At 58.4% G+C, this 20,369-nt stretch carries 17 protein-coding genes and 1 pseudogene; 4 read left to right on the top strand and 14 right to left on the bottom strand.

Going from position 1 to position 20,369, the window contains the following annotated elements:
- Positions 1 to 118 precede the first annotated feature (118 nt).
- The 3 genes from gcvPB to ACM6I5_RS18430 are packed head-to-tail and all read right to left on the bottom strand — an operon-like array spanning position 119 to position 4,278.
- Positions 119 to 1,675, bottom strand: coding sequence for an aminomethyl-transferring glycine dehydrogenase subunit GcvPB (gcvPB, locus tag ACM6I5_RS18440; protein ID WP_150636859.1), 1,557 nt, complete (start codon positions 1,673 to 1,675; stop codon positions 119 to 121).
- The gene (gcvPA, locus tag ACM6I5_RS18435) at positions 1,672 to 3,075 is read right to left on the bottom strand and encodes an aminomethyl-transferring glycine dehydrogenase subunit GcvPA (RefSeq protein ID WP_031318813.1); all 1,404 of its coding nucleotides are present in this window, start codon (positions 3,073 to 3,075) and stop codon (positions 1,672 to 1,674) included. Before gcvPA ends, gcvPB begins: the two co-directional genes overlap by 4 nt.
- Positions 3,076 to 3,111: 36 nt before the next feature.
- Entirely contained in the window at positions 3,112 to 4,278 is a 1,167-nt protein-coding gene (locus ACM6I5_RS18430) for an ATP-NAD kinase family protein (protein ID WP_414884360.1), read from the bottom strand.
- A gap of 160 nt (positions 4,279 to 4,438) precedes the next feature.
- Between ACM6I5_RS18430 and ACM6I5_RS18425 the strand changes: the two genes are divergently transcribed.
- The gene (locus ACM6I5_RS18425; RefSeq protein WP_017338341.1) at positions 4,439 to 5,023 is read left to right on the top strand and encodes a TetR/AcrR family transcriptional regulator; all 585 of its coding nucleotides are present in this window, start codon (positions 4,439 to 4,441) and stop codon (positions 5,021 to 5,023) included.
- 31 nt (positions 5,024 to 5,054) lie between these two features.
- Complete coding sequence (locus ACM6I5_RS18420; protein ID WP_414884359.1) at positions 5,055 to 5,972, top strand: helix-turn-helix domain-containing protein; 918 nt, start codon at positions 5,055 to 5,057, stop codon at positions 5,970 to 5,972.
- Here the strand turns inward: ACM6I5_RS18420 and ACM6I5_RS18415 are convergent.
- From ACM6I5_RS18415 to ACM6I5_RS18370, 10 genes and pseudogenes are all read right to left on the bottom strand, one after another.
- Complete coding sequence (locus ACM6I5_RS18415; protein WP_414884358.1) at positions 5,917 to 6,681, bottom strand: cytochrome c oxidase assembly protein; 765 nt, start codon at positions 6,679 to 6,681, stop codon at positions 5,917 to 5,919. The genes ACM6I5_RS18420 and ACM6I5_RS18415 overlap by 56 nt on opposite strands.
- A gap of 57 nt (positions 6,682 to 6,738) precedes the next feature.
- Positions 6,739 to 8,715, bottom strand: coding sequence for a primary-amine oxidase (locus tag ACM6I5_RS18410; RefSeq protein ID WP_414884357.1), 1,977 nt, complete (start codon positions 8,713 to 8,715; stop codon positions 6,739 to 6,741).
- A gap of 346 nt (positions 8,716 to 9,061) precedes the next feature.
- On the bottom strand, positions 9,062 to 10,468 hold the full coding sequence (locus ACM6I5_RS18405; protein WP_017338337.1) for an APC family permease: 1,407 nt from the start codon (positions 10,466 to 10,468) through the stop codon (positions 9,062 to 9,064).
- 82 nt (positions 10,469 to 10,550) lie between these two features.
- A complete protein-coding gene (ucpA, locus tag ACM6I5_RS18400) occupies positions 10,551 to 11,384 on the bottom strand; it encodes an SDR family oxidoreductase UcpA (RefSeq protein WP_238588298.1) in 834 nt (277 codons plus the stop codon).
- A 42-nt stretch (positions 11,385 to 11,426) separates the two neighbouring features.
- Complete coding sequence (locus ACM6I5_RS18395; RefSeq protein WP_017338335.1) at positions 11,427 to 12,425, bottom strand: helix-turn-helix domain-containing protein; 999 nt, start codon at positions 12,423 to 12,425, stop codon at positions 11,427 to 11,429.
- 427 nt (positions 12,426 to 12,852) lie between these two features.
- Positions 12,853 to 13,059, bottom strand: a pseudogene (locus ACM6I5_RS18390) (sodium-independent anion transporter); the annotation flags it as partial.
- A 129-nt stretch (positions 13,060 to 13,188) separates the two neighbouring features.
- Positions 13,189 to 14,115, bottom strand: coding sequence for a Gfo/Idh/MocA family protein (locus ACM6I5_RS18385; RefSeq protein ID WP_414884356.1), 927 nt, complete (start codon positions 14,113 to 14,115; stop codon positions 13,189 to 13,191).
- 69 nt (positions 14,116 to 14,184) lie between these two features.
- Positions 14,185 to 14,805, bottom strand: a complete 621-nt coding sequence (locus ACM6I5_RS18380; RefSeq protein WP_414884355.1) for a DUF4157 domain-containing protein — start codon at positions 14,803 to 14,805, stop codon at positions 14,185 to 14,187.
- A 77-nt stretch (positions 14,806 to 14,882) separates the two neighbouring features.
- Positions 14,883 to 16,268, bottom strand: a complete 1,386-nt coding sequence (locus ACM6I5_RS18375; protein WP_414884354.1) for a J domain-containing protein — start codon at positions 16,266 to 16,268, stop codon at positions 14,883 to 14,885.
- Between the two features lie 6 nt (positions 16,269 to 16,274).
- Positions 16,275 to 17,966: an Hsp70 family protein gene (locus ACM6I5_RS18370; protein WP_414884353.1), complete on the bottom strand. Its 1,692-nt coding sequence runs from the start codon at positions 17,964 to 17,966 to the stop codon at positions 16,275 to 16,277.
- A gap of 220 nt (positions 17,967 to 18,186) precedes the next feature.
- Between ACM6I5_RS18370 and ACM6I5_RS18365 the strand changes: the two genes are divergently transcribed.
- Positions 18,187 to 18,348, top strand: coding sequence for a DUF2986 domain-containing protein (locus ACM6I5_RS18365; protein ID WP_017338329.1), 162 nt, complete (start codon positions 18,187 to 18,189; stop codon positions 18,346 to 18,348).
- Positions 18,349 to 18,510: 162 nt separating this feature from the next.
- Here ACM6I5_RS18365 and ACM6I5_RS18360 read toward each other — a convergent pair whose 3' ends face one another.
- The gene (locus ACM6I5_RS18360; RefSeq protein ID WP_414884352.1) at positions 18,511 to 19,260 is read right to left on the bottom strand and encodes a glucose 1-dehydrogenase; all 750 of its coding nucleotides are present in this window, start codon (positions 19,258 to 19,260) and stop codon (positions 18,511 to 18,513) included.
- Between the two features lie 208 nt (positions 19,261 to 19,468).
- Here ACM6I5_RS18360 and ACM6I5_RS18355 point away from each other — a divergent pair, with 208 nt between their 5' ends.
- Entirely contained in the window at positions 19,469 to 20,362 is an 894-nt protein-coding gene (locus ACM6I5_RS18355) for an AraC family transcriptional regulator N-terminal domain-containing protein (RefSeq protein WP_414884480.1), read from the top strand.
- The last annotated feature ends 7 nt before the right edge of the window (positions 20,363 to 20,369 follow it).

Genomic DNA, 20,369 nt, shown 5'->3' with positions numbered 1-20,369 from the left:
GGGAAATCACCAGCCTGTTTTACTGTGCTGGAAACCTCCGATGGCTGATTGTTAGCTCTGATCAGGTTTCAAAACGGCCCCGCCTGATCAACGGGGCCGCTGCGTGCAAACGCCAGGTTCAAGCAGTCTGTTGCTTGGTTTTGCGCAGGTGCGCACGCCAGGTCATGGCCCAATGAGCCGGGTCTTCCAGCGGTGCGCTCTTCAACCGGTGAATCGCCTGGTTGTGCGGCGAGGTCTTGACGATCGCCGGATTCGAGTAAGCCTCGTCGGATATGTGAGCAAGCACCGCAATCCAGGTGTCCAGCGCCTCTTTACCGTACATCTCGCCTGCCTCCGGGGTGAACGGCTCCGGTACCAGCCACGGGTGGTGACTGCTCCACATCGGATCAATACCGAAATCGCTCATGCGGTTTTGCACGTCATGGACGTCGACTCCGGTTTCCTCCTTGAGTTGCTCAAGGCTGTAGCGCGTCATCTCCATCCGGTGGCTTTTAGCCTCAGGGTGTGAACGAGTCACGCCACGAATCGCCAGCAAGCCTTTTTCCATGTAGTTGTTGGCCAGTACCGAAATGTCCGACGCCTCAGCCATCCCTTTTGCGCCCATGGCGCGGGACCAAGCGTAGGCCTTGAGGATGACCGGAACGTTGCCCCAGAACTCGCGGATCTTGCCGGCACTCTGCGGACGGTCGTAATCCAGGCTGTATCGTTCACCGTCAAAGGCCACCACCGGTGCCGGCAGGAACGGTGCAAGTTCTGCCGAACAACCATAGGCGCCCACTGCCGGGCCTCCCACTCCACTTTTCGGTGCGCCGAACGTTTTGTGGAGCATGAACATGCACGCGTCGAAACCGAGCTCTCGCGCACGAATCTTAGTCATCGCGCCGTTGAAGTTTGCATGGTCGTAGAAGCACAGACCGCCCGCTTCATGCACCACGCGCACCCACTCACGAATTTCCGGGTTGTACACGCCCATGTCGTCGGGGTTGTTCACCATCAGCGCTGCCGTGCGGTTGGACACGGCGGCCTTCAGGGATTCGAGCGACGGGTAACCGTTCTCTTCGATCATCAGGGTGATGACCTTGAACCCGGCGGCAGCTGCCGTCGCGGCGCTGCTGGGGTGCGTCTGGATGGTGGTGATGATCTCGTCACGCTGCTCCAGTTCGCCACGGGAAGCATGGTAGGCACGGGTCACCGCGCAACTGGTGTACGCCGCGTCAGCACCGCCGCCTGCCTGGAAGATGAACTGGTCCATCCCGGACAACTCGCGCAGGATCGTGTCCATGCCATGCACGACTTCGAGCGCGCCTTGCAGGGTGTCCTCGTCCTGATGTGGATGCACGTGAGTAATTTCAGGGCGCCATGCCATCGCCTCGTTGATCTGCGCGTTGTACTTCATGGTGCAGGTGCCGAACAGGCTGATGTTCATCATGCCCAGGGTCTGCTGCGACAGGCGCAAGTAGTGATACAACACCTCGGGCTCGGACAGTTCCGGCAACGCCGGTTTGCTGGAGCGCCTCATGTTCGCGGGAATCAAATCGACGGCGCTGCCGACAGCTGCTTGCACGTCAGCCTCAACGTCGGAAAAGATCACACCGCGACGGCCGGGATAGCCCATCTCCAGAATGACGGGTTCGCTCCAGACGGGAGCATGGTATTCCTTGAGTGGAGTGCTCATTGTGCAATTACCTCTTTAAGTGCAGCAGTCAGGCGCTGAATATCGGCTTGTGTGTGAATCTCGGTGACGCAGTACAGGGCGCTGGCCCCAAGCGCCGGAAAGTCGTGAGTCAGATCTTTGCCGCCGAAGATTCCGAGCGCGAGCAACTGCTTGTTGATGTCCTTCACGCTCAGCCCGGTGGCGTCGAAATTCACCACGAACTCCTTGAAGAAACCGGAAGGGAATGTCACTGCCAGACCGGGAACTTCACTCAGCAACTTCGCCGCGTAGTGAGCACGCTGCAGGATGAGATTGCCTACATCCTCGAAGCCCTTTGGTCCCATCATCGCCATGTAGACGGCATTGGCGATGGCCCACATGTAGACCGAATGACCGGTCCAGTCATTGCCCTTGTCACGCAAGCCGTAGGACGATTGTTCGAACAAGCTCAGGCCAAAACCATATTCGCCGGGCTTGGTGGTTTCGGCGATGCTGATGAACAGCGTCGGGTATTGGTGGGCGTACAGTTCTTCGTCGCGGGTTGCAATGAAGCCGCTGACCCCGCCACCACAGTTCATATGCACGCCGAGCGGCTGAGTGGTACCCACCACGATGTCGGCGCCGAAATCAATCGGTGCGGCCAGCACGCCGAGGGAGATCGGATCGACCCCAACGATGACTTCGGCACCCGCTGCATGGGCAATGGCGGCGATTTCGGCCCCTTGCTGTTCGATCACACCGAAATAAGACGGTGTTTCGAAATAGACCGCAGCCGTTTGCGCACCGATCGAGGCACGGAGGTGATCAATATCGAGCAAGCCGGTTTTCGGATCAAAGTCGACGAGTCGCACGACGATGTGGCCCGGCATTTCCACGGGTTCGCAGTAGTTGCGGATGATGGAAAGCCGCTCAGGATCGATGGCACGGACCACCGCCACTTCGCTGCGCCCGGTAATTCGGGTTGCCATGCGAATGGCGTGACCCGCAGCGCAACCCCAGCTGCGCACCGGCAGGCCGACCAGATCCATGTTCAGCAGCTCGCCGAGCTGGCTGCAGAACTCGAACCAGGCTTGATTGCGACCGTGGTCGGAGCTCGGCTCACCAAACACCGAGGTCAGCCATTCATTACGGCGCACGACTTCGTCGCACGCTGCCGGAACGTGATGCTGCCAACAGCCGGCACCCAGGAAGTTAAGGTTTTGCTCGCAGGTCTTGTTTTTCGACAACGTGCTGAGCAGATGCCGACGCAGCTCGCTCTCGTTGAGCGCCGGCGGCAAATCAATCGGACGTTGCAGGCGGTGTTCATTGGGAATTTGCTGGAACAACTCCTCAATGCTGTCTACACCGATCGAGTCGAGCATCTCCTGTTTGAGTGCAGGAACAGAGTTCGCCATGTAGGGGTGGGCGACATGATTACTCATGGGGTTATCCTCGTTTTTATCGGATGAAACAATTGATCAGGATCGAACCCTGAAGAAGACGGACCGGTCAGGCCCTGTGTGCACGCGTATGTGGCCGCTGAGCATGGCATCGACTTCGGCGTCACCCGTGTCGACGCGCAAGCAGCCGGTATCGAGGGAAAGGAGCTTGTCCATCGAGGTGATCACGATGATGTGTTCGCGCCCTGCCCGGCGGATGACCTCGGCGCTGATCTGCTGGTTGCCACGGCCGAACAAGCTGCCGTGACCGCCCAGAACGCCAACGATGATGCGTGTCTCGTACCCTTCCATCAGACGGATCAACGCGTGTTCATTGAGGTCGGCACCCACCAGCGCACCGTCCATGACCGCGTCTACGCCCAACAGCGTCGACGGCAGGCCGAGCTCAGTCATAATGCGTCGCGTGGTGGTGCCTGGCCCCAGCAGGTATAGGCAGCCGGGTTTCATGTCCCTGACAACCTGTCGGGACACGGCGTCGAGCGCCATGTTTTCGTTGGCCAAGGAACCGGCCTTGGCGTTTTGCGTCAGGTGACGTTGGTGCGGGCTGCGGGCGTAGCCATACAGCCGCGCCGACACCTGATCGTTGCGCATGGCAGCCTCGTCGATGTCCATGACCTCGGCTTCGCGAAAGCGCACCGACGAGTCGCCGGCTACGAAGCGTGCCGCAAGATGTCCAGCGTTCTGCGGATTAGTGCCGAACACGGCGGAATACATCTTCACACCCGTAGGGATACCGAGGATCGGTACGCGATCACTGACCTTTTCCAGCACATCGCGCGCGGTGCCATCTCCGCCGGCGAACAAAAGCAGATCGACCGAGGCATGCGCCATGACGAGCGCGGCATTTCGGGTGTCATCGGGCCGGCTCGCTCCCGGCGACGACGTATAGACGACAATCGGGTCGAGACCGGCGGCGCGCGCGACATCTTCGCCCAGCTCACCCGAGCCGGTGATCAGCCGGAATGGCGTCGTCGAAGCCGCCAGACGCTTGAGCGCGATCAAGGCCCGATCGCTTGAAACGGGTTGCGCACCGCGGCGCCTTGCTTCCTGCAAAACCTCGATCCCGTCGGTGCCCTTTAGCCCCACGCGTCCGCCCATTCCGGCGACCGGGTTGAGGATAAATCCCAGGGTTTTCCCCTGACCTGCGGGGTGCAGTGAAATATCGGAATCGCGCTGTTCACGCATTGCTCGGTATCCTGTGCGAAATGGCGGGGCTCCCGAGGCTGAGAGCACACAGCTCAGACTCATTGCATACGCCTCGTATGTGATACACAATACGACATACGCGAAGTATGTCAACTTACATACGCAACGAATGTTAAATTCTTTATAGGGAACACGACCGATGGCGCAGAAGCGTGCGGACATGATTGCGGAGACTCGCGGCAAACTGATCAAGGCGGCGCGAGACGCATTTGCTGCGAAGGGATATGCGGAAAGTTCGATGGACGATTTCACCGCTCAAGCGGGTCTGACCCGGGGTGCGCTGTACCATCACTTTGGCGACAAAAAGGGCTTGCTACAGGCCGTCATCGCCCAGATAGATGGAGAAATGATGGAACGGTTGTCGGTCATTATCGAAGAGGCCAGCACAACCTGGGACGGCTTCATCGATGAGTCCATCGCCTACATCAAGATGTCCCTGGAACCTGAAATCCAGCGCATTCTCTTCCTCGACGGGCCAGCGGTACTGGGCGATCCGTCGCAATGGCCGAGCCAGAACGCGTGCATCCGAAGCACCCAACGCAGCATTCAAAAGCTGATTGACGAAGGAACGATCCGCGTGGTCGACACCGAAGCGACGGCGCGCCTGATCATGGGTGCCCTGCTCGGCGCTTCCTTGTGGATTGCACATGCTGAGGATCCCCAGACCGCCTCTGAAAAAGCCGTCGAAAGTTTCCGGGCATTGGCGTCCGGATTGCTGCTGTAAGGACAAGCGACAGGCGTAACGGTGCCGCACGATGCACAGGCAGACTCAACACTTCGACGAAATCATCGAACACGCCGCATCACTGGCGCACTGGTCGCAACACTACGACAAGCTGACGCCCGGTGCTTTTCACGGTGCCCTGCAGGACGTGCAACTGAACGGCGTCCGATTGTTCCGTGAAACCCTGAGCAGCGCTGTTGCCCAGCACACGCACACGCCTGCCCAGTGCATAAACCTGCTGCTGCCGGTGAACCTGCCGAGTCAGCCCAACGTGGCGCCGAATCGAAGCCTTCTTGCCGACGGGCTGAACTTCCTGCCCTACGACGACGATTTTTTCTTCGTCACACCGCCGGACACTGACTACATTGTGGTTTCGTTAAATTGCCAGGTGCTTGAACAACTGTTGGTCGCTGAGGACGTTGAACTGTTCTACCGTCGACCCAGGGGTTACGGGATGAAGCTGTGCGCCGGGGGTCTACAAGGTGCCCAGGTTGCCATGACCGGCCTGCTTGATCAGCTCCAAATCCTTGACGACCTCAATGATCAAGCCCTTCAGAACTGCGTACTCGATACGCTGCTCGACTTGCTGGAGCCGCAAAACCCGGTGCGCTTACAGGGACTGGGCGGCAGCCACCAGCACATTGTCAAATACTGCCATGAGCGCGTGCTGCAAAGCCCTGCAGGGGAATCGCTGTCGATCCTGGACTTGTGCAGGGAGTTGAAGATCCCCCGCCGCACGCTGCATTACAGCTTCGAAAAAATCGCCGGCAGCTCGCCTCTGACGTATCTGCGCGCCGTCCGTTTGAACGCCGCCCAGCGCAGCCTTACCGAGCACCCGGCCCCCAGCGTCGCCGATGTGGCGTACCGCTGGGGGTTCACCCATCAAAGCTATTTCAGCCAGGAGTACAAACGCCTGTTTGGCCATTCACCCTCGGCCCAACGGCGTTGATAGTCGGCCCAGGTTTGCGGTGCATAACACGATCGACCCACAGCAGAAGCAACGCCGACAGGCACATCAGCGCCCCCCCCAAAAACTGATCCAGTTGAGCACTCATGTTCCCGACATCGTGCATGTGCATCATCGAGTGACCGTGCATGGGATACAGAGGTGGACTAAGCAGCAGCATCACACCGACCAGCACTTGCGGTAGCGCCACCCCCAGGCTGAAGCTCCACTGCTTGCGCAAGGGAACATCCGCGCGCTGGCAATAACGCCCCATTACCCGGCACAACCACAACCCACTCACGGCCATGGCCCATTTCATCAGCGCATACAGCGTGGCATCGTCCATCAATCGTTGATGCAATTGCGGCAGCATCCATACGCCGCTCATTGCACCAAACGCGATCACCACCCAAATTCGCACCGCCCTCCCTTCCTTTGTGAAACCCGCTTCACTGGCCGGCTCCCGGGCGACGGCAAACAGTAAAAGGATCGGCGCCAGGTGATGAATCAAGGCGCTTTGCAGGCAGTGCAGCCAGACGCTGTGGCGCGCAGCGGCGTCCAGCGCCGGCTGCATGCCCAGCAAAAACACCAGCGCAGCACCGCCCAGCAACAACGGTTGACGCTTCCAACCCTTAGGCCCTCCGCTCACCCAGCAAACAAACACGGCTATCGGCAATAACTCCAGCCAGGCCCAACTCGAAAATCCAGACATGACAACCACCCTCGACCCAAGCGCAGAGCGCTTGGGCATTCATCGATAGAGACCTGATCAGTCGTTGTGTTTGCAGCAACTGGCCGGCTGACCGTCCTGGACACTGGCGTGGTCCCTGCTCGCCGGCAAGTCCATGGCCGGGTTGCCGTTGAAGAAGTTATTGGGCTTGAGTTTGAACCCGACGTATTCCACCGGCATCACCGGGAAATCCTCCGGTTTGCAGATGTGGGTATGGCCAAAGGTGTGCCATACCACCAGATCCTGGTTCTGGATCTCGCGGTTGTTCTGCGTGTACAGCGGGAGGCCGTCACCCCGATGCTGGTTGGGGTAATCGCCGGAGCCGTAACGCTCGCCGGGCGCGTAAGGCGTCACCCACAGGTGCTTGCTGGCAAACCCTGCACGTCGACCAAACGAGCTGTCGGGTTGGGCGAGCATGACCGGATTGTGCTCGGCCATCAGCTTGTAGCCGGGGTGATTGCCGACGGCGTTCTTGACGTTCGGATTGATGATTTTCCAGAAGCGCCCGGTCTGGCCGTTGGCCTCACGGGCGGCGTCCAGCTCATGGGTAAACGTGGTGGTCACACTGTCGAAGACGTTGCCCCAGGTATTTCCCTCGCCTTGCGGGCGCGACTGGAAATTGGTTTCGGTCACAGAGTTGTGCTCGCCATCCACCATCATGTGCAAACGCGCACTGAAAAAATGCTGGTGGGTCGGGCCATAGAACTCGGGCGTGACCATGCCGCCCCCGCTGGCGGGGCGTTGACCGGGAGCCAACGCGGCGGTCTGGATGATCCCGGTCAGCTTGGCTTCGAGTTGAATCGTACCGTCCTGATAGAGGTACCAGAAAAACCCGTAGTCGTAGTTGGCCACGGTGCAGAAGAAGCTGATCACCAGGCGCCGGGAGCGACGCATTTCGAACACACCGGTACGAAACTCATAGTGTTTCCACAACGTGCCGTAATCTTCCTCGTGCATGCAGATAGCGTTCTTCATGACAAAAGGTTCGCCCTGATCATTGACCGAAGGCACATCGAAATAACGAATCGCCCCCAGGCAATCACAGCCCAGCTCCAGTTGGTTGGCCAGACGACCGAGCCCGTATTCGCCGCCATCGAACGCGCATTTCCAGTAATGATTGAGCTCGTTGTCCGAATAGGGAACGCCCATGTCGGTGACACTGGCGCGATAGAGGATCGGGCGCACGACGTCACCGTCCTTGTAGCCCAGTTGGTGCAGAACCAGACCTTCGCGCGGCGTGAAGCCGACGCGGAACTCCCAGTTCTGCCAACTCACTTTCCAGTCATCGACGGTGAAGCTCACGCCCTCGGGCTGCGTGATGTGCAACGGTTTGAGTCCGTCACGCGGCTGGCCCAGGGACGCGGAATCGTAGTTGATCGTGGCTTTGGGAATCGGCGTCAGACGACCGTCGTCCAACAGCTCGATGACCTCGCCTTTGTTCAGGTCGATGATAGCAACCAGTCCTTCGATCGGGTGGGCGTAACCGTTGTCGGTCAGCTTGTCACGGTAGAACGCGACACCGCGCATCAACCGCTTGCCCTGATAACGTTCATCATCGCCGAAATGCCCGAATGACCAGGGATCGATCTGTACGTTTTCAATATCGGCATCGGTGAGGCCCCGGCGCTTGACAGCCGCACGCCACGCGGGGTCGTTTTGCACAGCTTCCACGCACAGGTCGAACTCCTCAATCATGATCGGTGCATGACCCTGGGTTTCAATGTCGACCGCTTGCCAATCGACAAGGGTTTGGCTGTTCAAATCAACCAGCGCTTCGAAGGTGTTGCCCGTCAATTTGTCCAGCACCAAGGCAAATGCACGCCTGGAAAATGCCTGGTCTGGCACATGGGCCAATACCTCACGCTTATCCGGCTCGGCGAGATGCAGGTACGGGAAGCGGCATTTGTCGTGAAGGTTTTTTTCCCGTTTCAGGATGCTGCTCGCCAAAGCAAGCTCCTCTAGCGAAAGCGGGTCAAGCGGGTGGGTCGCGGTGGTTATTTTAAGATTAACGTTCATGCTTCGTACTCTTCCAGTCAAATGTACTTTTGGGTTTAAAGGCATTCAGACGATGAAGAAACTGCAGCACTGCGGTAAGTCGGCCTATAAAGACTACGACCAACTACCGCAGGCGCATTAACACAAATTGGCAGAAACATAGCGGGCACTCGCCAAACTAAAAGAGCTGGCATGTTTCTGGCTTTTTAATCGCTCAAGGCACAGCGGATAAATGATCCGGCAACGCTGCGGTCAGGTCGGCAACCCTCCTGCGCGTTCCAGTTATCCAGACTTTAGTCATCACTTCGCACTATCAAAGAGCAACCTGCACTAATGCGGTGCTTACAGCGTCCGACGGACTGTTGAATTAATTGTTCTTTGAACGGCCTTTAATCACGCCGTAAAAGAACAGCACCACCAGAAGTAATGGCGTTCCGTTCACCCAAGCGGATTCACTGCCGGTCAGCAGCCCGTAGTTCTCATAGATCAAGTAAACCGCCACGCTAAGCCCCGCCAGTGCAACCAGTGGGCTGACCAAGACTTTGAGATACTTGCGAGAGCTGACTTTCTTGAAATGGGCAACCACTGCCAGCGAAATGAATGCCTGAAGCCCGATGAGCCCAATCGTTCCCAAAGCCAGCGTCACCGGGAAAAGGAAGACAAACGCGTCGTAACCCAGCGACGATGGGACGGCGATGCAGACAGCAACCACCACCGTTACTAGAAGGCTCGCATTGGCCGGGGAGTTTTTTTGCGGATGAATGTTCGATAGCACACGCGGCAAATGTTTATCTTTGGCCAGCACATGCACGTAGCGAGTGGCCGCGTTGTGCAGCGACAACAAACAGGCAAAATTGCTGGTGCACAGCATGATCGAAACAAGGGTGGCCGTTGTGCCTCCCAGGCGTGTCGAGAACAGGTTGATGATCAGTTCGCCTTGCGCCGATGCCGCTTCGCCCTTGATCGCTTCTACCCCGATGCCACCTACAATCAGCCAGATAATCACAAAGTAAGCGACAGCCACCAAGGCTACTGCGAGACGCGTGGCACCCGGAATGGATTTTTCCGGCCGCTTGGCTTCCATCGCATACAGCGCTGCGGACTCGACACCGAGGAACGCTGCCAGCGCGACCATCATTCCGACCCCGAGGCCGGGCGACGTTATTGCATCAATCGATACCGCTTCAACTGGAAACGCAGCGAGGCCTTTATCCATGAAAATGGAGATACCGAGCAGAAACAGCATGAAGAACTCAGCAAGCACCAATGGCACCAGGATCTTCGCGGCAAAATCAATGTTCGCCCGGCCGAGATAAGATGTCAGCGCCATGAGCAACAATGTCCATGACGTCCAGCCAATATCCACGCCAAATGTTTGCAAGGTCAAATTGGTGTAGTAGCCCGACACAATGGCCAGGGCAATGGTAATTGCCAGGTAGGACGCCAATGCTACCCATGCCGCGCCCGCGCCAACTCGCGGGCCAAACACCACCGATAGATACTTGTAAAACGCGCCTGCACCCGGGATCGCGCGAATTAACTCGCCATAGCCGACCGAGAAACAAACCATCAAGAATCCGGCCACCAAAAATGTTCCGGCCAGCCCCGGACCGTTGCCGAGTTGAAAGCCGATGGGCGCGGCTGTGAGAACAGCGCCCAAAGGTGCGGCGGCGGCAATCACCAACAATGCGATCTGATAAGTACCCAGGTTGCCCTTCAGCTTTTCACTGACTATAGGCGCCTCTTCATGCAGGGATTCGGTTAGCTCTGTCATCACAAAAGCTCCACTCTTTTATTGTTATGGATCACGCCAATGGGTCGATGCAGTAGCGTCCTTGCTGAAAACCCAACGTGGGTTACATCCCGATGCTGACTGTCTCAGGCAGCGTGCTGGCACCATCGATCACGATTTGCGCACCGTTGATGTAACTGGACTCGTCGGACGCGAGGAATGCCGACAACTCACCGACTTCATCGGGCCTGCCCAGGCGTTTCATGGGAATGGCTGTGGCCAGTTCATCAAGAACCGACTTCGGATCGTCCGGATTGACTTGCCTGGCGACCTGCTCCGCCATCGGTGTCCATATGAAGCCCGGGCAAATGGCATTGACCCGAATGTGATGGGGAGCCATTTCCACCGCCAGCGCCTTGGTGAAGCCAATCAGCGCGGACTTGGACAAGGCATAGGCCACCTCACCCGGATCGGCCGTCAGGTCACCGGTGACGGACGACATGACGACCACCGCACCGCCGCCGGAGTTGATCATGTGCGGCAGAACCGCCCGGGCGGTATGCCATGCACCTTTGACGTTAACGTTGATGTGCAAGTCGAGATCGGCATCGCTGGAATCCAGAAACTTCGCCAGTCGGCAAACGCCGGCATTGCAGACCAGCGCATTCAAGCGGCCAAAACGCTGCATGCCTTTTTCGGCAATCAGGCGCATGGCCTGCGGATCGGTCACATCACCGACGTGCGCAAGTACTTCCACGCCGTAGGTATTTTGAATCTCTGCTGCCACTTCATGGATAGACTCATCAAGATCAACCAGGATCAAGCTGGCCCCATATTTTGCGTAGATGCTGGCATGAGATTTCCCCATTCCTTTTGAAGCCCCGGTAATCAAGGCCACTTTCCCGTTCAACTTACTCATGATGTCCTCCGGTTTTTTTGAACAAAAAAATCCCGTCATGCCCGGGTCGTGTCCCCGGGCATGCTGTTTCACAATCAGGTATTAAGTAATTACCGTCGAACGATGGTTTTTAAGTGTTTCGGACGGCCGTTCGCCAAACAGATGTTTGTAATAGACGCTGAACATGCCCATATGCCAGAAGCCCCAATTGGCGGCCACTTCACTAATCAAGGTTGGCTTATCGCTGGAGACAAGTTCCGCCCTGACGCCGTTCAAACGTATGTAGCGCAGATAAGTCACGGGGCTGATACCCAAGACTTTGTTGAAGGCATAATGCAGCGAACGATGACTGGTGCGCAGCCCCTCACACAAATCGGTCACCGTTAACGCTTCACTTTTTCTTGAAAGAATATAATTGCGTGCACTGTCTACAACATGGCGATGAATGAACTGCTCTGCGTGAGATTTCTTCGATACGGGCAAGTCTGCTGTCATGCCAAGGAGCAATTGCATGATGTCGAAGGTGAGTTGTTTTTTGGCTGACGCCGATTCGAGAATTGAAGGGTTGTCCTCGACGGCACGGAAAAAGTTATCAAAGCCTTGCCGGAAGGCTGCACATTTTTCGGGCGCCAGTGCACTGACTTCCTTGGTCAGCGCGATGACACTCTTGTCATCAAACTCATCATCCAGCGAGTATTTCCTGAAGGCTTCAACATCGACGGATGCACCATAAATATCCGAATAGCCGGGGGTCTTGAATTTGAGTTCGGAATCCGGCCGGAGAAAGAACACGGAATCAATGCAATCGAGCTCTTTACCGCACCAGTAACCGTGGCCGCGCAACGCGATGGGAATGCCCAAGGCAAACTTGCCAGGCAGGGTTTGCCCATGTTGATCCACCGCTTGATTCATCACCTCACGGAAAATCTGCACCACACCCACGGAAATTTCAGTGACCGAACCTGCGAATTGCCCCGGGCTTATCTGCAGGTACTCTTGCTGCCACTCCGACAAAGAGTTCGCCAGCACATTGGCGTCGGTGACAGAAACGCTCTGTAATCCTGCTTGCTGAGATTTTTGCTGGACCGGTTGCGATCTCATGGCATATCTCCTGGGCGCATCAGTGTTCTTTTTATTATTCGAATGGCGGCTTTACCGACTATCGAGCCTGTGCCTCGCGTCCTATGCTCAATGGCTACAGTTTCAAATTTACACGATGCTTATTGAGCCGGGGGGCAAGGGGCCCGAGATTGCGCATTTTTTTGATAGCCGCGTCATCCGGTTGCAACGGCGGCACCACTCACTGCCCCCTCGTTCTCCCAATCCGCCAGATCAACCGGATGACTCTGCACATACCTGCCAACGGCATCGTCTAGCGTGGGAAAATCCGTGCCTCCCCCAGTGACGTGTAAACCCCGAATCGCTTGAACTCACCTTGACTGGGGTCTTTCATCTCGGTCACGCACAATGTGATGCCCGCTGCGCGCTGGGTTTCTTCCACTTCGACCAGAATGTCGGCCAAGCTCACATCCACGTAGGTTCTGGTCCGCGCCGCGTAGACGCGAGACAGTAGGTCGGTGTCGGCGAAAGAAACCAGCGCCACGGCGCAACCGACAATCAGCATGGGAACGATATTGGCGTTGGTAATCCAAGGGATGGTAAATCCCGGCATCCCTTGTGGGAGAGAGTCGAGGACCGACAGCCCGGAGCTTGCTGCAAGGTCCGGCACAGCCAAGCCAGACTTCTTTCTCCCGAGGCATCTCTTGGCTGAATTTTGCAGTTGCTGAACGTCAACTATGGGTCGATGGCTGTCCTTGGTGTCAGACAACAATCGCCCAAAAACACTCACTCACCCATGCCGCCACTAATCATAAAACGGCTCAACCGACATCCGGCTCCCGACAAAAAAGCTGTCTGCGACCAAGCGCAGCGGCTGGAGATCCAGGTCGCTGGCCTTGTCGCCAATCAGCTGCTGAAAATGTCGATACACCGCCGCGTACTCGCCCTCCTCCGATACAGCCTGGCGCACGCCGTCGATACTCAACAGTGCGCCGCCGTTGTCCAGTCGCAGGATGCCTTCGGTGCAGCGAATCTCGATGCTCCAGAGTTCGTCATGACCGTGGTCGAAATCGAACTCCGCGCGGACATCGAGGTGGCGCGCGTCGGACATTTTGATGGACGCGGCGATTGGCGACTGGCAGTTGCTCGGGACGCGCAGTTCGGCAGACTCGACAAACAGCGGCAGCGCCAGCAAATGGGTGGCAATCGACAAGGCGTTGATGCCGGGATCGAAGACGCCCAGGCCGCCGGGTTGCCAGATCCATGCCTGGCCGGGGTGCCACTTGCGCACGTCTTCCTTCCAGTCGATCTGTACGCTTTGCAGGGTGCGGGTGGCCAGCCAGTCACGGGCGGCTTCGATGCCGGGCGCGTAGCGTGAATGCCAGGCAAACAGACCGCTGACGCCTTGCTCACCGACCTGATTCACCAACGCCATCGCTTCGCCCAAGGTGGCGCACGGCGGTTTTTCGACCAGCACGTGTTTGCCGGCGGCCAGCGCTTGTCGCACCAGCGCGAATCGTCCTTGCGGCGGTGTGCAAAACGCAATTGCATCCACCGGCGGACCGTTTTCGAGCAGCTCACCCAGAGACTGAAAGTTCTCTACCCCGGCGCAGGGCTGCCCTTGCGTTGCGACAGCGACCAACTGGAAGGCAGGGTTGGCGTTGATAGCGGGAACGTGTTGATCCTGGGCAATCTTGCCGTAGCCCACCAGACCGAGACGGATTGGTTGCATCAATGACTCCTGGTTTTATTCTTGTCTTGAGAAGCGGATCAGCAAGAGTACGTTTGTCTGCCGGGGAAGTCATCGAGGATGTGCCGGGTTTTCGTGATCATTCCCTTCGCGCACAAAACGTCTGACCTCAGCCTGTATGGCATAAGCCGGCGCCTCCACCGCATTGAAATCCTGTGTATAGCGCTGGGCAAAACCTTCTACTCCCCATTCCTGAAACTGCTGCACATGCTTGAGTTCATGAGCCCAGAGCACGACGTTCTGTTCTGCGGTCTGGGCATCCCGAAAAAGGATGATGTCGATCAGCGTCACGGCACCCACATCGGGGTTTTGCAGCATGGCAGTGGCGGCGCTGAACTGGCCGATGTCGCTGACTTTGTAGTGCGCGGTATCGAGAATGCCAGGGGCGTACCAGCGCAGCAGTTGCTCGCGGATGTGCGGTGGCATGGGTTGAAGGCCGGCGTTGGCTGCCTCAGCGCGGGCCTGGGTCAGCCACAGCGCCAGGGCAGGTGCCGCGATCTGATAGATGCCGTCAGGCACGGGGCCGAGCACCTGCCCGAGGTCTGGCAGGCAGATGCAGCCGTCCAGGCACACTTGTTTCTCGCCAGCCGGACAGGCGTTGTTCTGGGCTGGCACTTCAAGCGCCAGGCAAAGAACCAACAGCGCCACCAGGCGCGTGGTGATAGACGGCATTCGGACCTCCAGGGACGGAAGCAGCGCGATCAGTGGATCACAAGTGATCGACGCCACGCACCCATTGGCGCCCCCTCCTAAACAACAGCCTTCAGATGCAAATGTATCCAGACCGCCATCGCCGCCACGGCCATCAGAACCAGGATGCCTTCACGCTTGAGCATGTGCCAGGGCAACCGCCCGACCTTCAGCTTGATTGCTCGCAATGCCCGAGCGCCCAGCGAGACCTTTCCGCCACTCAGCGCTGAATTCGTGAAATAAATCGTGCCGAGGAACACCACCACCGGGCTGACCCACCGCAGCCACGGCACATTACCGGACCAGGCGCACGCCAAGGCTGCGGGCACTGCACTGGGCAGTATGTGTCGAAGCACCAGGAGCCCGGCGCCTTGCCGGTACCAACGGCGCGGGAGCAACCATCGGCTAAGCAGCACATCCAGCCGCCCCGCTGCCACGGCCACCATGGCCCAAAACTGGTAGGCCTTCATGCCGAACCACATCAATACCGGCATCATCAGCGGCAGTATAACCACGGAGGCCAGCCCATTCCTTTTCGCCGGCACAGCAAGCAAGGAAGAAACAACCAAAGCGGACAGCGTCAGCCACAGGAAAAGATAGACCCCTCGATAGCTTGAGGCCGGCAACCAGTCCCGCCAGTTGTCGAGTGGTTGCAGCCCAAGACGTTGGGGCACCTCGGGGTATTGGTATTCGATGGTTTGAGCGAGCTGCGTAAAGCGTTGCCAGTCGAGGCCGGTAAAGTAGTCGGCCATTCCACGACGGCGGTGGTCACTCATGGGTTTGAGCAGCAAGGCGGCCGCCTGCCCATGGATTTTATCGGCGTCGAATCTGGCCAGATCGCCGCGTACGGTCTCCTCCATGGCTTGCACCTCGCACCGTCGGATCAGTCTGTCCCAACGCCAATACTCGCAAGGAAGGGTGCCCTGGGCCTCGTCCCACCCCATGACCTTGCACACGCCATCGAAGAAGGCTGGCGACCATTGCGGGGCGGATTCGAGCCAATCCAGTACGCTCTGCTCGAATTGCTGGCGGCGCTCGAAAGGTATTAGCCAGTCGCTGGCCATCCAAACGCGCAGCGCGTCCACGAGCTGACGGTCTTTACCCTCGGCCAACCACTGCTGCATTTGCCCCATGGACGGTTCCGGTGGGCTGATGGCCGATGTGATATCGAGGCGTTCCAAGGAGATGGCTAGCGGGGAGACTTCCGCTGGCTGGGGGCATTCAGGGGTTGGCGCGCTGACGGCGATCGGGGCCTCAACAACTTCCTCATCCGCCTGCGCGCGCCAGCGAGCCTCGGCCAGCGAGGCTTCATAGGCTTCACGCAGGCGCTGGAACTCATCGGGGTTTTCGTCCGGGCGGTGGGTTTTGAGCAGCCGCGCATAGGCACGCTTGATGCTGCGTTCGTCCGCATCCGGGGTAAGGCTGAGCAATTGCCAGTGGTTCATGGTCGCTTAACCCTCTCGCTCGAAATGAGCAAGGCGTTGAGTAATGTCGCTGCGGGCTTCGCGTATCTGGCGTTCGTCCTGAGTGTCGAGCATTTGCTGGAAATGGTTCGCCAACCCGGCAATAAACTGCCGGCCATCGCCGAGGCTTTCCTGATACAAGCGGTCCAGTCGGGCCAGCAGCAGGGTGTTGATCTGCTGATCGCGGGGGTGCACTTTCAGCGCTTCGAGGGCAGCCAGACGCTGGGCGACTTCTTCTGGAGCCAGTACACCCGGGTTGTTCTCGATGACCAGCCGGCGGGTTTCGCCGTTGATCGGCAGGTGCACCTGGGCTTCGAGCAAACCGTTGTTGTCGTAGGTGAAGCGGACATCCAGGGTGACTTCACCGGCCTTGCGCGGCGGCACGGAGATTTCCAGCTCACCGAGGAAAATATTGTGACTCACCAAGCGGTTTTCGCCCTGATAGATACCGAGGTTGACCACCTTCTGGTTGTCACTGAGGGTCGATACCGTACGGGAGCGGCTCACCGGCACCACGGTGTTGCGCTCGATGATCGGCAAGTAGTGGCCGCTTTGGAAACCGGCACCTGCCTGCACCGACGTCTCGATTCCCAAGGTATAAGGGCACACATCGGTGAGCACCACTTCTTCAAGGGAGGCATGGCGCGCCAGTAGCGCCGCCTGAATGGCCGCACCCTGCGCGACCACTTCGTCCGGGTTGAGCTGCATCGCCGGGATTCGCCCGAACAGCGCCGCGACCAGCTTGCGCACCAGCGGCATGCGCGTTGTGCCACCGACCAGCAATATTTCGTTCAGGTCCGCGACCTTGATCCGGGCGTCGCGGAGCGCGCGTTCGATCGGGGCGCGCAAGCGGTCCAGCAAGGGACGGACGATGTCCGCAAGGTCGGCCTGGGTCAGTTCAATGCTCCACTCACGCGCTTGCTCGCGAAGGGTAAAGCGTGCGAGCTGCGCCTGCCCCAGAGCGTGGCGAACCCGCTGCGCTTCTCGCCGCAACCGCTGTGCGGTGGCAGGGAGGGCCGTGTCTGGCAGGTCAGCGGCGCCGATTTTAGCGATGAAAAACTCCACGAGCAGGTCATCGAAGTCTTCACCGCCAAGGAAATTGTCCCCCGCGCTGGCGCGAACTTCCATGACGCCTTCGAACAGCTCCATGACGGACACGTCAAAGGTGCCACCGCCGAGGTCGAACACCAGGAAGGTCGCCTCGTTTCGCTGTTGAAGCCCATAAGCCAGGGCTGCGGCGGTGGGTTCGTTGACCAGTTTTTCGACTTTCAGCCCCGCCAGTTCGCCGGCGATACGCGTAGCCTTGCGCTGAGCATCGCTGAAATACGCAGGCACGCTGATCACCGCTTCGTGAACAGGCTCGCCCAAGGCACGCTCGGCGTCGGCCTTGAGACTGCGCAGCAGCATCGCCGAGAGTTCTTCCGCGCGGTAGGCGCGCCCGCCGAGTAGGGTTTCACGGGCGCTGCCCATGTAGCGCTTGAACAGAGACGCGGTGAGGTGCGGGTGGGTGTGCAACCGCTCGCGGGCGATATCCCCGACCACCAGTTGGCCATGGTCGTCGAGGCCAACGACGCTCGGCGTGAGAAGGTTGCCCACGGCATTGGGGAGTATTCGGGCACGTTCGCCATCCCAGGCAGCCACGAGGCTGTTGGTGGTGCCCAGGTCGATACCAATGATCACAGTCACTTTTCCTTAAATGACGCGGCCGGGCAGCAGAGCGCATGGGTCGCAAGGTCAGTCATTACAGTCGTACCGGTGGTACGCAAGTCTATGGCTGGGGATATCGGCAACGCTGGCGCTAGCTTTAACATGCTCGAAGACGCGACGAAGCCCTCTCACTCCCTGGGCCTCGCACGCAAACCTCTGTCATCATTGAAGAACTGACAAGCCGGGTACAAACATGAATCGTCAAAAAAAAATAAAGCAGTTATTAAAGGCTCACGCCAAAAAGGCCAGCGCCAAACTGGCACCGAAAAGCAAGTCGAAATACATCAGCAAGGCTGACCGGTTGAAACTGGATGCTGAACCCAGTCAAGACTCAGACACTTCCCCTGAGAACTGATCTGCCTGGCTTGAACACCACCAACGCTATGGCAATGCTTTACCGCTCTCTGCAAGCGTGTGCCGCCGGCAGGATCGAGATCGCCAATGCGACACCGGAATGCCAGGCGAAGCTCGATGCTGCGGGAGCGTTGATGTCTCTGTGTAGGTTCAATCAGCCGTGTCAATAACCAACACCGCGAACTCCACCGGCTGCCCTGATGGATTCGCCTGTCACCCAGTGCGAGTCGTCGGACGCCAAAAACACGGCCAACGGTGCGATATCTTCGGGCTCGCCGAAGCGGCCCAACGGAGTTCCCGCGAGAAGTTTTACGCCCAACTCACCGGCAAAATTTCCGTCTGTCGCGGGTGTGTTCGTGTGCCCGGGCCGGATGGCGTTGACCCGGATGCCACGCGGCCCCAGCTCCCTGGCCAATGCGAGGGTCAAGGTATCGACGGCGCCCTTGGTCGCCGAGTACACACTCGAAGCCAGGTAGGGATCGGTGCTGAGAATTGAGCTGATATTGATAATGCTCCCCTTGGGTCCCAGCAGTTTGACAGCCTCTCGCACCGAGAGAAGGTAACCCAACACATTCAGATTGAATTGCTTATGGAAGGCTTCCTCTGTCAGGTCATCGATCATCTGGAACACCGCGACACCTGCGTTGTTGACCAGGACATCCAAGGTCCCGAACTTCGTCCGGACCGTGTCAAACAGGCGCACAACATCGGCCGCCTGGCTCATATCAGCCTGTAGGGCGAAGGCTGAGCCGCCACGCTCCGCAATGTGAGCAACCACCGCATCGGCGTCGCCCTTACTCGAGGCATAGTTGACGATGACTGTTGCGCCCTGCGCACCCAGTGCCTTGGCAATACCGGCACCTATGCCTTTGGACGCACCAGTGACAACCGCTATTTTTCCTACGAGCTTCATAAAGTGACCTTCTTTAAGTTAAGTGATATCGCATCGAGCGTTCGCTGCTATCGCGTCAACAACGGGAATGCAACGAACCTCGTGTCATCAGTATTCCGGCAACGAAGGGGCGGACGTTTGCCGGTTACTCGCGCATCCTTGCCTATTCTTCTCAGCTGGCTTGCTATGCCCCGGCATTTAGCCCACGGTGGGCAGCATGGAAAAGTCGATGGCAGAACTGCGCAGTATCGTGATGCGCGCGCAAGACAAGTGGACGGAAACCGGATTGCCCCGGGTGGCGATGGTCCGGGCCGAGGCTTGTGCATCTCAGGTTTATCAGCCGATGTTGCATCTGGTGCTCCAGGGCACCAAGACCCTGTCGATAGGGGAAGAGGTTTCCCGGTACACGGCCGGCAGCTATTTTCTGGTGCCTGTCGATATACCCGCTACGGGCCAGATTCACTCCAGCGCCGCGGATCAGCCCTATCTCGCGATCAGCCTGACCCTGAACCCCGACGTGATCGCTACACTGCTGATGGACGAAGGCAAAGCGCCACGGGCAGCGCAAAATTCGTGTTTTGAAGCCGTGCTCGCGTCTGCTGAAATGATTGACGCGTGGCTACGCATGATGCGGCTGATGGATCGACCGCACGAGGCTGCACTACTCGCCCCGATGATTGAACGTGAGATCTTGTTCCGCGCCTTGCAGGGCCCCCTGGGGGGTATTCTCCGTGACGTTGCACGGCCAGATGGCCGGATGACGCAGATCCGCCGTGCCACCCAGTGGATACGTGAGCACTACACCGAGCCTTTTCGCGTCGAACCCCTCGCGGTCATGACCGACATGAGCGTTGCAGCCTTCTACAGGCATTTCAAATCCGTGACGGCCATGACCCCGATTCAATACCAGAAGCGCTTGCGCTTGCTGAGGGCGCGCTGGTTGCTGCTGTTCGATACGCTGGATGCCACGTCCATCGCCTACCAGGTGGGTTATGAAAGCGCCTCGCAATTCAATCGCGAATACGCGCGACTGTTCGGGCTGCCGCCTGTGCGGGACGCGGCGAGATTCAGGTCTCCCCAGCCCGTAATGAGCCCTGTCAGTGAGCTGACGACAGCCTCTTGAGCAACAG

It is taken from the genome of Pseudomonas sp. IT-P171 (assembly GCF_949767765.1).
GTDB lineage: Bacteria > Pseudomonadota > Gammaproteobacteria > Pseudomonadales > Pseudomonadaceae > Aquipseudomonas > Aquipseudomonas fluorescens_B.
The sequence above is the reverse complement of the archived record's forward strand: the minus strand, read 5'-3'. Positions and strand labels throughout refer to the sequence as shown.

Excerpts from the sequence above, each read along its gene's own strand:
- gcvPB (WP_150636859.1), bottom strand. The coding sequence starts at position 1,675 with ATGAGCACTCCACTCAAGGAATACCATGCTCCCGTCTGGAGCGAACCC.
- gcvPA (WP_031318813.1), bottom strand. The coding sequence starts at position 3,075 with ATGAGTAATCATGTCGCCCACCCCTACATGGCGAACTCTGTTCCTGCA.
- ACM6I5_RS18430 (WP_414884360.1), bottom strand. The coding sequence starts at position 4,278 with ATGCGTGAACAGCGCGATTCCGATATTTCACTGCACCCCGCAGGTCAG.
- ACM6I5_RS18425 (WP_017338341.1), top strand. The coding sequence starts at position 4,439 with ATGGCGCAGAAGCGTGCGGACATGATTGCGGAGACTCGCGGCAAACTG.
- ACM6I5_RS18420 (WP_414884359.1), top strand. The coding sequence starts at position 5,055 with ATGCACAGGCAGACTCAACACTTCGACGAAATCATCGAACACGCCGCA.
- ACM6I5_RS18415 (WP_414884358.1), bottom strand. The coding sequence starts at position 6,681 with ATGTCTGGATTTTCGAGTTGGGCCTGGCTGGAGTTATTGCCGATAGCC.
- ACM6I5_RS18410 (WP_414884357.1), bottom strand. The coding sequence starts at position 8,715 with ATGAACGTTAATCTTAAAATAACCACCGCGACCCACCCGCTTGACCCG.
- ACM6I5_RS18405 (WP_017338337.1), bottom strand. The coding sequence starts at position 10,468 with ATGACAGAGCTAACCGAATCCCTGCATGAAGAGGCGCCTATAGTCAGT.
- ucpA (WP_238588298.1), bottom strand. The coding sequence starts at position 11,384 with ATGACGGGATTTTTTTGTTCAAAAAAACCGGAGGACATCATGAGTAAG.
- ACM6I5_RS18395 (WP_017338335.1), bottom strand. The coding sequence starts at position 12,425 with ATGAGATCGCAACCGGTCCAGCAAAAATCTCAGCAAGCAGGATTACAG.
- ACM6I5_RS18385 (WP_414884356.1), bottom strand. The coding sequence starts at position 14,115 with ATGCAACCAATCCGTCTCGGTCTGGTGGGCTACGGCAAGATTGCCCAG.
- ACM6I5_RS18380 (WP_414884355.1), bottom strand. The coding sequence starts at position 14,805 with ATGCCGTCTATCACCACGCGCCTGGTGGCGCTGTTGGTTCTTTGCCTG.
- ACM6I5_RS18375 (WP_414884354.1), bottom strand. The coding sequence starts at position 16,268 with ATGAACCACTGGCAATTGCTCAGCCTTACCCCGGATGCGGACGAACGC.
- ACM6I5_RS18365 (WP_017338329.1), top strand. The coding sequence starts at position 18,187 with ATGAATCGTCAAAAAAAAATAAAGCAGTTATTAAAGGCTCACGCCAAA.
- ACM6I5_RS18360 (WP_414884352.1), bottom strand. The coding sequence starts at position 19,260 with ATGAAGCTCGTAGGAAAAATAGCGGTTGTCACTGGTGCGTCCAAAGGC.
- ACM6I5_RS18355 (WP_414884480.1), top strand. The coding sequence starts at position 19,469 with ATGGCAGAACTGCGCAGTATCGTGATGCGCGCGCAAGACAAGTGGACG.